The organism is Streptomyces sp. NPDC045022 (assembly GCF_056432605.1).
Genome location: NZ_JBWKIR010000001.1, coordinates 560,550 through 573,617 on the forward strand (window position 1 = coordinate 560,550; position 13,068 = coordinate 573,617).

A 13,068-nucleotide genomic window follows, 5' to 3' on the forward strand; every position below is an offset into this window, starting at 1 on the left:
CCACCGGAGGGAGTCCGGCGCATGTCCAATCCCCAGCAGCCCGAACAGCGACGCAGCGACAAGGGAGGCTCCACCCCGCAGGACAGCGGCGAGCTGAAGGCCCGCCAGTCGGCCGGCCCCGACGAGGGCGCCCGCCCGCACGGCACGGACAAGGGCCACAAGGGCGGGGGCGAGGGTGGCGGAGTGCCTCCGGCACAGCAGCCCGATCACCCCTGAACACGTCGATGGCGGACGGTCACGGCCGAGGGGCCACTTTCCGTGACTGAGGTCCCCTGTCCGTGACCCACCTGTTGTCCGTGACCCACCTGTCCGTGACCCCTGCCCCTTGGCCGTGAGGACGTCCTTCCGCCAAGGGGCATGGCTATGGCCGGTGAACCATTACTACGGCCTGACCGTCTCGACGGTCGCGCAGGCACCCCCGGCTCCTGCGGGGCCGTCGTGTGCGTCGGGCGTGCCGCCGACGGTAGGGGCTACGCTCCGCATATGCGGATCTCCGTCTCCTCCGACATGGACGAACCCGTGGCCCGCCTCCTGGTGACGGAGCTGCGCAACCGCGGGCATGAGGTGCGCGCGCACGGGGCCCTGCGGCCCGGGGCCGACGCGCAGTGGGCGGCCTGCTCGGCGGCGGCCGCCCGGGACGTCGCCGAGGGCCTGGCCGAGCAGGCGGTGGTGTGCTGCTGGACCGGTACCGGCGCGTCCATCGCGGCCAACAAGGTGCCGGGCGTACGCGCCGCTCTGTGCACCGACGCCACCACTGCGGACGGCGCCCGCCGCTGGAACGACGCCAACGCGCTGGCGCTGAGCCTGCGGCTGACCTCCGAACCGCTGCTGAAGGAGATTCTCGACGCCTGGTTCGCCGCCGAGCCCAGCCAGGACCCGGAGGACGTGCGGAACGTGGCCCGCGTCGGCCGCCTGGACGCCGCCCGGGAGGGCTCTCGGGCGGACGTCGGACGGTCCGGCGCGGGCCGGTGACCGGGACGTGGTGCGGGCAGGCTCCGGCTGAGCGGGCCCCGGGATTCAGGTAGGCGACCGGTACGTGTCCGAGTAGCCCGGGGCTTCAGTGGGCGCCGAGTCCGCCGCCGCCGAACGAGCCGCTGGAGCCCCGGCTCCAGCGCGGGCGGTCCGTGGACTCGCTCGGCCTGGAGTCCATGTTGCTCAGCTCGTACGGGGTGAGCGCGCGACCGCCCTTGGGGACCTGTGGAACCTCCGCGGATTCCCGGTTCTCCCGGAGTTCGTGCACCGGCCCGTCCGGTGGCAGCTGAGGCTGCTCGTCGGGTCGCGGCCGAGCGGACTCGCGGTACTTGACGCGGGAGTTCATCCAGAAGCCGCCGGCGAGCAGCGCCAGGAGGCCCATGGCCACGACGAACAGCACGAGGCTCATCAGGCCGCTCGCTGCGGCCAACTGCGTCGATGCAGTAGTCATACGACTGGAATACCCCATCAGAACCGGATGAACCGGATGAACCGGATGAACCGGACAGGATCGGTGACCGGGTTTCGACGGACGGCGACGAAGAACCCCTGGCCGCCGCCCGGGTCTGCTCCGGCGTCGTACCGGGCCGGGGACAGTGGTTTGCGGCTTGCCGCCCCGGCTACCCGCACGGTGTGACACCGCCGACCTCACAGCAGCAGCTCTACCGGTTCCTGGAGGACCGATTCACCTGTGCCCAGGCCTGCACAGAGTGCGCCCGGGCCTGTGCGGTCCGTGCGAGCCTCGTCGACCCGGACGGCACCGAGCGCCAGGAGCGCGTGCGCCGGCTGGGGATCATGTGCGCCGAGGTGTGCGACGTCACCTGCCGTGTGCTCTGCGAGGAGAACCGCCAGGACGAGGAGGGCATCCGGGTCCGTCTGGAGTGGTGCCGCTCGGTGTGCCTCGAATGTGCCCGCGCCTTCGACGAGTACCCCGGTGCCGAGTCGGCGGCGGCCGCCTGCCGGACCTGCGCCGACGCCTGCTCGGACTTCCTGGAGAGCCTCCGGTGACCCTCCTCGGGTAGCCCCGCCCCGCCGTCCCCCCGCCGGAATCCGCCCGGGGCTCGGCCATTCCCAATTTCTGAAACACGTTCTACGGTGTGCGCCGTCAGGACCGCCCTTGGGGAGCCTGGAGGCGCCGTGCATCTCGATCACACGCCCGAGCAGCAGCGATTGCGCGCCGACCTGCGCGCCTACTTCGGCCGGCTGGTCCCGGACAACGCCTACGCCCGGTACGCCGACCCGGCGGCGCGCAAGCGGTTCTACCGCGCCACCATCCGCAGGCTCGGCGCCGACGGCTGGCTCGGCGTCGGGTGGCCCGAGGAGTACGGCGGGCGCGGAATGACGGCGATGGAGCAGTTCATCTTCTTCGACGAGGCCGCGCAGGCCGGCGTACCACTGCCCCTGATGGCCCTGAACACGGTCGGCCCGACGCTCATGCGGTACGGCACGCCGGAACAGAAGGCGTACTTCCTGCCGCGCGTCCTCTCCGGCGAGATCGACTTCGCGATCGGCTACAGCGAGCCCGACGCCGGCACCGACCTCGCCTCTCTCAGGACCCGGGCCGTACGCGACGGCGACCAGTACGTCGTCGACGGGCAGAAGATCTGGACGACCAACGGCGACACCGCGGACTGGGTGTGGCTGGCCGTGCGCACCGACCCCGAGGCGCCGCCGCACCAGGGCATCACCATGCTTCTGGTGCCGACCTCCGACCCCGGCTACTCCTGCACGCTCATCAACACCCTCGCCTCCCACGACACCACCGCGAGCTACTACGAGAACGTCCGCGTCCCCGTCTCCCGCCGGGTCGGTGAGGAGAACCAGGGCTGGCGCCTGATCACCAACCAGCTCAACCACGAGCGCGTCACCCTCGCCGCCCACGGCACCATGGCCATCCGCGCCCTGTGCGACGTACAGCGCTGGGCGCGGGAGACCAAGCTCGGCGACGGCCGCCGGGTGGCCGACCTGCCCTGGGTGCGCCGGCTGCTCGCCCGCACCCACCTCCGGCTCGACGCGATGAAACTGCTGAACTGGCAGATGGTCTCGGCCGTCGAGGAGGGCACGCTCACCCCGCAGGACGCCTCCGCCGTCAAGGTCTACGGCTCCGAGGCCCGCCGCGACGCCTACGCCTGGCTCATGGAGATCGTCGCCGCGGCCGGCCCCCTCAAGGAGGGCTCGGCGGGCGCCGTCGTGCACGGCGAACTCGAGCGCGGCTACCGCTCGGCGGTCATCTTCACCTTCGGCGGCGGCAACAACGAGATCCAGCGCGAGATCATCTCCTGGATCGGTCTGGGGATGCCGAGGGTACGGCGTTAGCCTTCTGCGACCACCGCCTTTAGTTGTCACAAACCGGGGATAGTTGGCACCAAGATCACCGGCTGTCCTCAGGGTACCCGGCCCGAGGCGCACGCCGCCATCGACGGTGGCGCTAAGCCTTGGTGCAAGGCCAGCAGGCAGTTGGCTCGGCGGTCAGCTGGTGTCGTGCGCAGGTGCCCTCTGCGGCACGGCTCCAGCGGCCAAGGAGCGCGTGAGGCGGCGATGTGCTCCGAGTGCTCACCGGACCACGACTGATGGCGTCAGTGTCCATCGCAAATCGTCAGGCACCTGGTCTGCACCCCAGTACTTCAGGACGTGTGTTCTCTTCAGGTGGTCAAGGGTGCCGTGGAGTGCATGAAGGGGGATCCCGCATTCCCACGTGATTTGCTCTGTCTCGGCGGTCCCACTGTGCTCGCCAGGGGGGCAGTGACTCGCCAGGCACAGGGTGACGAGCATGGAAAGAGAGTCCGAGCCCGGACGAGCACGGCAGGCGGTGCGCAGCGCCCAGTCTGCGGCCTGTAGCCGGTCAGGACGGGCGGGATGCTGCGCGAGCAGGGCGACGTCAACCATCCGAACCTCCACTGCGCGTTCGCCGGACGCGAGCGGGCGCAGCCACCCGGCTTGGGTGAGCTCATGCCATGCATCTGCAGCGGCTCCAAGGCGAAGGCTTCGAAGCACTCCGTAAGGCAGCCTCGTTTGAGCTGCGTCGTTCATGCGAAGTGCGCACTGCAGGGCGATCAACCGGGCGTCAGCTCCCACATCGGCGGGCAGGGCGGCGGCAAGGTAGTTGAGCATCTCCCGCACCCGTGTTCGACTGTCAGGCGCTCGGGTGCGGCGCCGGCGCGCGGGTTCCTGCCTCTGCGGTGGGGCGGCGGGGACCAGGACCGTTTCGGGGACGATGGACGCCTGCGACGTAGCAGCGGCGCATGCGACGCACGCGTCGGTGAGGCGCCACAGGCGTCCACCGCGCTCGCGGATCAGCAGGAGCTGGATTGGTCCGTGGCAGCCCCGGTGCCGGGAGTGCCACGTACAGCCCCGCTCCTGGCACTGACATGTCCGCAGATGTACGGGAAGTGGATTTCGCCGCGCGTGCAGAGCTAGATGGGCCAGGGCCTGAGTCCGCGCTTTGGAGCCGATGAGTCGCCGTCCGCCGTGGGCGCACTGCTGACAAACGAGGACGGGCCCGCCGGGCTGCGGGCGCAGTTCAACCGTCCACGTACGCCGTACACCGGACTGAGCAGAGCAGAGCCTCATGGCGCGCGCGTTCCTCCTGCCCTTTCCGCGCTGGTCCCCGTCGGCCGGGTTCGGCGGCACACGGTAGTGCAGACCCCTGCCCTCTCGCCGAGCGCCGCGCTGTCGGAAATAGGGCAGAGGTCTGCACTGACAGGGCAGGGTGCTGCACCGTCGGATGGTCGGGTGACGATCTTCACGCCCGAGCCGGACTTCGAGGCCCTGCGCCTGGAGCTCGCTCGGCTACGGGCGGCGCGGGGGTGGAGCTATGACGAGCTGGCCGCTCGCAGTGGGCTGGCCAGAAGGACCCTCATCGAGATCGAGCAGGGTCGCACCATTGGGACCCTCAAGACGTGGCACGCCCTGGCCCACGCGCTGAGCACCCCGCTTGACGAGCTGTTCGGCGCCCTGTGTCACGGGCACGAGCCCCCGACGAGCGGTGGTGGCTGACGGCCGCTTCAGGGTCGGCACGGCTTCCACCCGCACGGATGGCGCGACTCGCATTCTTGGTCGAGGTGTCGAACCCTTGTTGCCATAATTGAGGCCATTCGGTGGATGAAGGCGGCCCGGTCATCGCCTCCATGGCGTGTCGCTTGGCACCTTCGCGCTCATGAGCTCTTCATCTGCTCCCCGACGCCACTGGGACGGCAGCTCCACAGCCGACCACAGGCGGCGTTCGCTGCGCGTCGCTGCTGACAGCCCCACCCGGCTTCTTCGCTGTGCTCAGCGCGACCGTTGCCGCGCATGCGGCAACGCGATCGAGTGGTATCGCCGCAGTGACGAACGATCCGCGTGCCTGCATCCCGAAGAACTTCCGTCAGCCAACGTGCCTGACAAGCTCCGCTGGCATGTCAGTTCAGGCCTCGCCCATCCCGCCGGAGACGGCAGACCTTGGTGCCGCATCGCCCATGCCGCCGTCTGCCCTGCCTCCACTGGAGTCACTGCCAATCATTCAGGGCTGTCGGGCTTGCGGCGGGCACTGGCTGTCAACACACGCCGCCTGATCGACTCCGGCGCGTTCACTCCCTCCGCCTCAGAACCGGGTCCTGCACAGACGCCGGAAGCGTGCCGACCTGCACGACCCGTTGTGCAGCTTCTGTACATCCGCTATCTGGCCGCCCAGCCGGTAGAAGAGATCCAATGCGTTGCCCAGACGCGTCACCGCGGTCGTTGCCCTCAGCGGCTCCTCACCCAGGGCGCCCTTGCCGGCAGGTGGACCCTGGTGCCGGCCACAGCCAGGCAGGAACAACTTGCCTTGCCCTCCGAGATCATGGCGTTGTACGACCTCACCCACCTGCCGTACAGCGAACAGTTGCGCTGGCGCGCTCAGCGTTGCAGCGCCCACGCTGCTGCCACTGCGGCAGCTGACCTGGTGATGGCCGAGTGGGAGCCCTTCGATCCTCTCCTGCACCACACGCACATCTACCGTCGGCTGCCCACTCGTGTTCGGCATCCACAGCGGGGCGCTCACCCACGACGTCAGCCGGGCCGTCACTAGCTCTGCCTGGTGAGCTGCTCGCGACGATTCGGAGCCGCACGGCATGCACCTCAGGCCACGGTGCCCAAGCCACCGGCTTGGGCACCGTGTCCCACCGTCTGAAACCTGCGGCACATCCACCTGTTCCTGTCTCTTTCGGAGTCCGAATGCACACGCCCACCGACGAACAGGCTCAGGCCGTCGAAGCCTTTCGGCAGGGTCACCATCTCGTGCTACAGGCAGGCGCTGGCACCGGAAAGACCAGCACGCTGGCCCTGCTTGCCGCGAGCGCCCGTAGCCGCGGCCGCTTCCTTGCCTTCAACAGGGATGTCGCCCATGAGGCTTCCAGCCGGTTTCCGCGGTCGGTGACGTGCAAGACCGCCCACGCCATGGCCTACGCCGCTCTTGGGCATCGTTTCGCTCACCGCCTCAGAGGCCCCCGTCAGCCCGCCTGGAAGAGCGGCCAGGCGCTCGGCATCGACGGACCGGTCCGGATCGGTGACCGTGATGTCAGCCAGAGGACGTTGTCCCACGCCGTGTTGCGCACAGTGACACGCTTCTGTCACTCCGCCGATCGCACCGTGGATTTCCGGCACGTGCCGAGCCTCCGGGGTTTGGAAGAGCCGGACGATCACGCTGAGCTTGCCGAGATCGTCGTACCCTTCGCCGGGAAGGCGTGGGGGGATCTGCAGAATCCCGAGCACGGTGTTGTCCGTTTCGAGCACGACCACTATCTGAAAATGTGGGCGCTCACCGACCCCAGGATCGATGGTGACTTCCTTCTCCTGGACGAGGCACAGGACACCAACTCGGTGGTGGAGCAGGTGTTCACAGCTCAGGGGGCCCATGCCCAGCTGGTAATGGTCGGCGACTCCGCTCAAGCCATCTATGGCTGGCGTGGGGCACGTGATGTGATGACCGGCTTCGATGCCACCCGCCTCAGCCTGACCCGGTCCTTCCGGTTCGGCCCCCTTCTCGCCGATCAGGCCAACACGTGGCTCAGCCTGGCCGGAGCATCGATCCGGTTGACAGGCACCGAAGCGATCCCGACGGAAATCGGCCACGTCGCACATCCGGACGCCGTGCTCTGTCGCACCAACATCGGGGCCATGACGGAGGTGCTGCGGCTGCTTGCGGCCGGACGCCGTGTCGCACTGTCGCGAGGTGGGGAAACACTCGTCTCGCTCGCGATCGCCGCCAGGGCGCTCAAGGACGGCCGCCCCACCTCCCACCCGGAGTTGTTCCTCTTCTCCTCGTGGGGCGAGTTGCAGGACTACGCGCAATACGATCCTGCCGGCCGGGATCTGCAGCCGTTCGTGGAACTCGTGGAAACTCATGGTCCAGAGGCCGTCATCGCTGCCGTCAATGCACTGACCGACGAAGACCAGGCGGACGTCGTCGTTTCCACCGCGCACAAGGCGAAGGGGCGTGAATGGCCCCGAGTGAGAATCGGCGATGACTTCCCGCCGCCCCCGGACTCCGACCAGCAGGACGCCTCTGGGCGTCCGATCCCCGAGCCCGTGAACGAAGCCGACGCACGCCTCGCTTACGTTGCGGTCACCCGCGCCCGGTCCCGACTCGACTTGGGCGGACTCGCGTGGATCAAGAACCATCCGGCTGTTGCAGGGTGAGCAGGAGGACTGCCCTGCTCGGGACGAAGCCCTTGGACGCCAAGCTCTCACGGGGGCTGGATTTCGGATCAGGCGTACCGCTGTCAGTCGCTCCCCCTGCTGTCACCGGTCCATCCTGGGGCATCGTTTTCGCCGAATGGCCGTAGGTTGTTCGCTATGCCAAGTGTGCCGACGGACCCTGCTCCGTTCCTGTCCACTATCACGACCGCCAGTTCAGCCCTTGTCGCCATCGTGGGCGGCCTTCTCGTCGCCAGATTCGTGACTCTGGGTTCCGAGCAAGAAGGGGCCCAGCGCGTCCTGACTGATGCCGATGCGCGGCTCGAGGCCGTGAAGACGCGGGCGGAGGCAGCTCGCTGGAAATGGCTGTCCTTCGACCTTGACCGCTTCTTCAGCAGAGAGGTGATCGTGGCCGTCGACAACGGTGTGCTCGACGCCGCTGGACTTCGTGAGGTAGGACGGTACTCGGCCTTGCAAGACGAAGAAATCGAACATCACGCCGCCGTGGTGGCCGAGGAGTTGACACGAGCCGAGGCGGCCTGCAGGGCGTTGCTGTCCTCCGACGAGGCGGCCGAGCCATCCAGTTGGGATGACCTTCGTCGAAGCCACCCCGAGCTTCAGATCGAGATTGAGGACGCGTGGGAGATCAAGTTCTGGCAGCTCACGGCGCCTCCCGTGAGAAGTCACAACTTGCCCGGCCTTGGCTTTCGCCATCTCCCCGCGATGATGACGAGGCCGAGCCTTTCCGAGACGCTGATGTTGCAGCGCGGTATTCGACGAGATGCGCTGAAAGCCCAGGAGGAGCGGTCGCAACAGCAATTGGAAGATCTTGTGGGCGAGGTTGCGCGGCTGAGACAGGCCCGTGAAGCGATCGTCAAACCGAAGGGGCTCGGCTTGGGCCTCGGAATTCTGAGTTTCTTCACGGTGGTTGGCGTGGTCGTGCCGCTGTTCATCATGAGTACGGCACCGAAGGACTTGACCAGCACCATGGGGGACACCGTCTTCGGTCTGTTCATGGCTGGCCTAGTGGCACTGCTCGGCTATATGGCGATTCTGGCCCTGCGCCTTCGAGTCAGCCGCTCGAGGGGCGGCAGAGATGCCACCACTTCGCCATCGTGAGGTCTCCTGGAGCGACCTCATGGCAGGGCTGGAACCGCTTCAGGCAGCAGTAGAACGCCGATGCCGGCGTCGGCTAACAGGCGCGGTCTGGAGTAGCGTGACGAGCCGTCTGGGCGAGGTCCGGCACTACGAGGGAGCAGGTTTCCCCAGGCGCGATGGTCACCGCCCGATCGGCCAGCATCACCCGAATCGGCGACTCCTCCGAGTCCGGCACGCTGATCTCCAGCTGCCCGCTCCGGCGGCGTATGCCCACGCCCCAGTGACCGCGATAGTGCATCGTGAACCCGTACTCGGAGAGCGCCGGGAGCGGCACCGGGTCGAGCCACAGGGCGTCCTCGCGCGTCTCCAGCCCCGTCAGGCCACGCTGGACCAGGTCCAGCGTCCCGGCCATGGCGCCCAGATGGATGCCCTCGCCGGTTGTGCCGCCCTGGATGTCGGCGACGTCCGCCTTCAGGGCTTCATGGACGTACTGCCATGCCTCGGCCCGTCTGGCCCTGGCGAGGACGAAGCCGTGGACGAGTTCGCTGAGGGTGGAGCCATGACTGGTGCGCTGCAGGTAGTAGTCCACGGTTCTGCGCCAGATGTCGTCGTCCAGGTCGTACCCGAGACGACGGAACAGGGCTCGCAGCTCGGCGGGTGAGAACAGGTAGCCGAGCATCAGAACGTCGGCCTGCTTGGACGCCTTGTAGCGGTTGGCCGTGTCGCCCTCGGCTTCCAGGATCCGGTCCAGCCTGCGGATGGTGCTGTAGCGCGCCCGGTAGACGTCCCAGTCCAGCTCGGCGAGGTCGTCGTAGCCCTCGAACTGGCTGATGACGCCGTGGTGGAACGGCACTCGCAGCCGTCGGGAGACCTCCTCCCACTTCAGCAGTTCGTCGGCGGTCAGCCGGAGCCGGTCGCACAGTTCCTCGCGGCGCCATGTGGGAAGGCGCCGTAGGAGCTCCAGGGTGCGGGTGAGGACCCAGGCCGCGGTGACATTGGTGTAGGCGTTGTCGTCCAGTCCCGGCAGGGTGGCACCCGGGTAGCCGTCGTGGTACTCGTCGGGGCCGACGACACCGCGAATTCGGTAGCGGCCCCTGTCGGGGTCGAAGGCGGCGAGGTCGGCCCAGAAGCGGGAGATCTGCAGCAGCATCTCCGCGCCCCTGGTGTGGAGGTACTCCGTGTCGCCGGTGGCCTCGCAGTACTGCCAGACGTTGTAGGCGATCGCCGAACCCACGTGGTGCTGGAGGCGGGAGTGGTCCGGCAGCCAGCGGCCCGAGGCCGGGTTGAGATGCCACTCCTGGGACTCCTCACGGCCGTCGCTGCCGCTCTGCCACGGGTACATCGCCCCCGCCCGGCCGGTCGCGGTCGCCGTTCGGCAGGCGCGCGGGAGCCGCTGGTAGCGGTAGTTCAACAAGGATCGTGAGACCTCAGGGAAGTGCAAGTTGAGATAGGGCAGGACGAAGAGCTCGTCCCAGAACACATGGCCCCGGTACGCCTCGCCGTGCAGGCCCCGAGCTGGAGCCCCTACGTCAAGGTCCGCTGTGTTCGGTGACAGCGTCTGCAGGATGTGGAAGAGGTGGAAGCGCAGGATGCGGCCGGCTTCGCCGGGCACCTGGAGGTCGGCGCGCCGCCACAGCCGTTCCCACGCGGCGGTATGGGAGTCCAGGAGCGCGGGGAAGTCCGGTGCTGTGGTCACCCGGTCGACCGCTTCGCCGAGCGGGTCGCTGATCGCCGTGTCCCGCGAGGTGTGAAGGGCCACGGTCTTGTCCACGGTGATGGGTCGGCCTGATGAGAAGGGGATCATCAGACGGTGGACCGCGCGTTGGCGGGCCGGACGGAGCACCGACAAGGCTGGAGCCCCGTCGGCGATGACCGTCGTCCGGGCGGCCAGGGCGACGGAGATGTCCGACGTGCTGGTCCGGCAGGTCAGCCAGACCGTGTGGGGTTCGTGGGTGCCGGTGCGCACATGGGTCACATGGTGGCGGTTGAGGGCGCGGTAACGGTGCACGTTGCCGTTGATCACCTCGCCGTCGATCGAGCTTTCGATCTCGATCTCGCCTGACCAGTCCTCGGCCGTGATGACCGTGCGCAGCGCGGCCAGGTGTGGGTCCCCCATGTGCACCAGGCGGATCTGCTCGACGCTGAGCGTACCCCTCTCGCCCATCCGGTGCCGGAAGGATCGGGTGAGCGTGCCGCGGCGCAGATCCAGGGTGTGCTTGTGGTCCAGGAGCGTGTGCGTGCTGGGAGAGATCCACGGGCCCCACGCTCCCTCGGCGCGGCGCAGACGGCATCGGAGAAGCAGCCAGTTGGGGAGGTTGACCAGATCCTCATTCACCACGCGCCGCCCCGCCACGGTCGACTCCAGGCGGTTGTAGCAGCCGGCCACATAGGTCGCCGGGTAGTGCACCAGGCCGGCCCGGCGCTCTGGCAGCGCGCCCCGAGTGGCGAAGTAACCGTTGCCGAGGGTGCAGAGGGATTCGCGCAAGCGCTCGGCGGCGGGGTCGTAGCCCTTCCACTCCCACATCCACTCCGGCATCCGTCACCTTCCTATCCTCCGGAGGCCCTGGAAGCCCAAGTACGTGCGGCGAGTCTCAGACCGGTTGCGGAACGACGACGACCGGGCATTCCGAGTGGTGCAGGAGGGCGTGGGCGGTCCTGCCGAGTTGCAGACCGAAGTGTCCGTGTCGTCGCTGGGCGCCGACGACGATCATGTCGGCTTCGGCTGACGCCTTCAGGAGAATCCGGTGGGCGGGGCCTTCGAGCGGCTGACGTCGGACATCCACCTGAGGGTGCTCCCGTACGGCCTCACGTAGTGCGTCGTCGAGGCCGGTGGAAGCCCGCTCCTCGCGCAGCCGGGCAGCGTCGTCCGCGATCAGCATGTGGTCCACGGGCTCCTGCGACGGGTTGCGCCAGGCCCGTACGGCCGTCAGGGCGCAGCCGCGCACCTCGGCCTCGCGGACGGCGAACCGTACCGCCGCCGCGCTGCCGGTCGAGTCACCAACACCCACGACGATGCGGCCGAGGGCTCCCCGGCGGTTCGGATCCGCGCCACGGACCACGACGACCGGGCAGACGGCGCGGGCCGCGACCGCGAGGCTGACGGATCCGAGGAGCATCCCGGCGATCTCGCCTCGCCCGCGTGAGCCCGTGACCAGCGCGAACGCCTCGGGGCCCGCCTGCAGCAGCGCGGACACGGCGTCCTCGGCCAGTACCTCACCCGAGACCTTCACCTCGGGGTTGCGGCGCCGGGCCCGCTCCACGCAGGACGCGATGATGTGCTCGGCCATGACTTCCTCGGCCGGGCGGTCCGTGGTGAAGGACGGCTGGGCGCCCTCGTACACCTCCCACAGGGAGGCATGGATGAGGCGAAGCGGCAGCCCGTACCGTGCCGCCTCGTCCACGGCCCAGTCGACCGCCGTCAGACTGGAGTCCGACCCGTCGACGCCTACGACCAGTGGGAGGTCCATCGCCGTCACCGCCTTTGCCGCCGGACTGCCGTGAGCCCCTGTGAATACCGTCGCACTGCCTGCTCGGCGCCGCGACACGCCACCGGGCCGGACTGGTCGGTCGCCGGCCGATTTGCGGTGGGTGCGCTCGCCGTGAAGCTGGAGGCAGTGGCCGAGCCAACCCCCTCCGGAACCTTTCAAGGACTCAGGGCATGCCTGTCGCTGTTCCGCACATCGTGAGCGATGTGATGACCGCGCCCGCTGTCGCCGTCGGGCGTGACGCGCGCTTCAAGGAGCTCGTGCGGGTCATGGACGAGCGCCATGTGAGTGCCGTGCCGGTCGTCAGTGGCGAAGGGCGGGTCGTCGGTGTGGTGTCCGAGGCCGATCTGCTGCTCAAGGAGGAGTTCCGGGACCGCGAGCTGTCCCACTTCGAGCGGATCCAACGCCGGTCCGACCTGGCCAAGGCGGAGGGCATGACCGCCGAGGAGGTGATGAGCACGCCCGCTGTCACGGTCCGACCGAACGACACCCTCACCCAGGCGGCCCGCCGCATGGCGGTAAACCACGTCAAACGGTTGCCCGTGGTCGACGACGCGGATCGGCTGCGTGGCGTCGTCAGCCGTGGCGACCTGCTGAAGGTGTTCCTGCGGTCGGACGAGGACATCGAGGAGGAGGTCCGCCGCACGGTGGTGTCCTACCTGTTCCCCATGCACGCTCATGCCATCCACGTGTCCGTGGGGGACGGGATCGTCACGCTCCGCGGGCCCGTCCACGACACTTCGCTCATCTGGGTCGCCGAGCGCCTCGTCCATGGCATCGAGGGCGTGGTGGGTGTCGAGTCGCAGCTCAGTGGGGAGGACTCCCGCCCGGTGGGAACCTGCCCGGCCGAGTGACCCCGTGG

The 13,068-nt window shown here is 68.6% G+C and carries 12 protein-coding genes; 9 read left to right on the plus strand and 3 right to left on the minus strand.

All coding sequences use genetic code 11. The annotated features are described in order from the left end of the window. Positions 1-21: 21 nt before the first annotated feature. Positions 22-216 carry a hypothetical protein gene (locus AC07C1_RS02460; protein WP_478936366.1) on the plus strand — a complete coding sequence of 65 codons (195 nt, stop codon included), beginning with the start codon at positions 22-24 and terminating at the stop codon, positions 214-216. A 267-nt stretch (positions 217-483) separates the two neighbouring features. Continuing rightward, positions 484-972 (plus strand): RpiB/LacA/LacB family sugar-phosphate isomerase, encoded by a 489-nt coding sequence (locus tag AC07C1_RS02465; protein WP_478936367.1) that lies wholly within the window; start codon positions 484-486, stop codon positions 970-972. Positions 973-1,057: 85 nt separating this feature from the next. On the opposite strand, the gene AC07C1_RS02470 is transcribed toward AC07C1_RS02465, so the two are convergent. Beyond that, complete coding sequence (locus AC07C1_RS02470) at positions 1,058-1,423, minus strand: DUF6479 family protein (protein ID WP_478936368.1); 366 nt, start codon at positions 1,421-1,423, stop codon at positions 1,058-1,060. A 182-nt stretch (positions 1,424-1,605) separates the two neighbouring features. On the opposite strand from AC07C1_RS02470, the gene AC07C1_RS02475 reads away from it, so the two are divergent. From AC07C1_RS02475 to AC07C1_RS02500, 6 genes are all read left to right on the plus strand, one after another. Then, the gene (locus tag AC07C1_RS02475; protein ID WP_478936369.1) at positions 1,606-1,980 is read left to right on the plus strand and encodes a four-helix bundle copper-binding protein; all 375 of its coding nucleotides are present in this window, start codon (positions 1,606-1,608) and stop codon (positions 1,978-1,980) included. 129 nt (positions 1,981-2,109) lie between these two features. Continuing rightward, complete coding sequence (locus tag AC07C1_RS02480; protein WP_478936370.1) at positions 2,110-3,288, plus strand: acyl-CoA dehydrogenase family protein; 1,179 nt, start codon at positions 2,110-2,112, stop codon at positions 3,286-3,288. Positions 3,289-4,704: 1,416 nt separating this feature from the next. After that, positions 4,705-4,968, plus strand: coding sequence for a helix-turn-helix transcriptional regulator (locus tag AC07C1_RS02485; protein ID WP_478936371.1), 264 nt, complete (start codon positions 4,705-4,707; stop codon positions 4,966-4,968). 160 nt (positions 4,969-5,128) lie between these two features. Next, the gene (locus AC07C1_RS02490; protein WP_478936585.1) at positions 5,129-6,016 is read left to right on the plus strand and encodes a DUF6083 domain-containing protein; all 888 of its coding nucleotides are present in this window, start codon (positions 5,129-5,131) and stop codon (positions 6,014-6,016) included. Between the two features lie 146 nt (positions 6,017-6,162). Further along, on the plus strand, positions 6,163-7,626 hold the full coding sequence (locus AC07C1_RS02495) for a UvrD-helicase domain-containing protein (protein ID WP_478936372.1): 1,464 nt from the start codon (positions 6,163-6,165) through the stop codon (positions 7,624-7,626). Positions 7,627-7,782: 156 nt separating this feature from the next. Further along, the gene (locus AC07C1_RS02500) at positions 7,783-8,742 is read left to right on the plus strand and encodes a hypothetical protein (RefSeq protein WP_478936373.1); all 960 of its coding nucleotides are present in this window, start codon (positions 7,783-7,785) and stop codon (positions 8,740-8,742) included. A 73-nt stretch (positions 8,743-8,815) separates the two neighbouring features. Here the strand turns inward: AC07C1_RS02500 and AC07C1_RS02505 are convergent, their stop codons facing one another. Together AC07C1_RS02505 and AC07C1_RS02510 are read right to left on the minus strand one after the other, a co-directional pair. Further along, positions 8,816-11,257 carry a glycoside hydrolase family 65 protein gene (locus tag AC07C1_RS02505; RefSeq protein WP_478936375.1) on the minus strand — a complete coding sequence of 814 codons (2,442 nt, stop codon included), beginning with the start codon at positions 11,255-11,257 and terminating at the stop codon, positions 8,816-8,818. Positions 11,258-11,312: 55 nt separating this feature from the next. Further along, positions 11,313-12,188: a universal stress protein gene (locus AC07C1_RS02510; protein ID WP_478936377.1), complete on the minus strand. Its 876-nt coding sequence runs from the start codon at positions 12,186-12,188 to the stop codon at positions 11,313-11,315. A 191-nt stretch (positions 12,189-12,379) separates the two neighbouring features. Here AC07C1_RS02510 and AC07C1_RS02515 point away from each other — a divergent pair, with 191 nt between their 5' ends. Continuing rightward, complete coding sequence (locus tag AC07C1_RS02515; protein ID WP_478936379.1) at positions 12,380-13,060, plus strand: CBS domain-containing protein; 681 nt, start codon at positions 12,380-12,382, stop codon at positions 13,058-13,060. Positions 13,061-13,068 lie beyond the last annotated feature (8 nt).

Coding starts and splice junctions, on each gene's coding strand:
- AC07C1_RS02460 (WP_478936366.1), top strand. CDS start 22: ATGTCCAATCCCCAGCAGCCCGAACAGCGACGCAGCGACAAGGGAGGC.
- AC07C1_RS02465 (WP_478936367.1), top strand. CDS start 484: ATGCGGATCTCCGTCTCCTCCGACATGGACGAACCCGTGGCCCGCCTC.
- AC07C1_RS02470 (WP_478936368.1), bottom strand. CDS start 1,423: ATGACTACTGCATCGACGCAGTTGGCCGCAGCGAGCGGCCTGATGAGC.
- AC07C1_RS02490 (WP_478936585.1), top strand. CDS start 5,129: ATGAGCTCTTCATCTGCTCCCCGACGCCACTGGGACGGCAGCTCCACA.
- AC07C1_RS02495 (WP_478936372.1), top strand. CDS start 6,163: ATGCACACGCCCACCGACGAACAGGCTCAGGCCGTCGAAGCCTTTCGG.
- AC07C1_RS02500 (WP_478936373.1), top strand. CDS start 7,783: ATGCCAAGTGTGCCGACGGACCCTGCTCCGTTCCTGTCCACTATCACG.
- AC07C1_RS02505 (WP_478936375.1), bottom strand. CDS start 11,257: ATGCCGGAGTGGATGTGGGAGTGGAAGGGCTACGACCCCGCCGCCGAG.
- AC07C1_RS02510 (WP_478936377.1), bottom strand. CDS start 12,188: ATGGACCTCCCACTGGTCGTAGGCGTCGACGGGTCGGACTCCAGTCTG.
- AC07C1_RS02515 (WP_478936379.1), top strand. CDS start 12,380: ATGCCTGTCGCTGTTCCGCACATCGTGAGCGATGTGATGACCGCGCCC.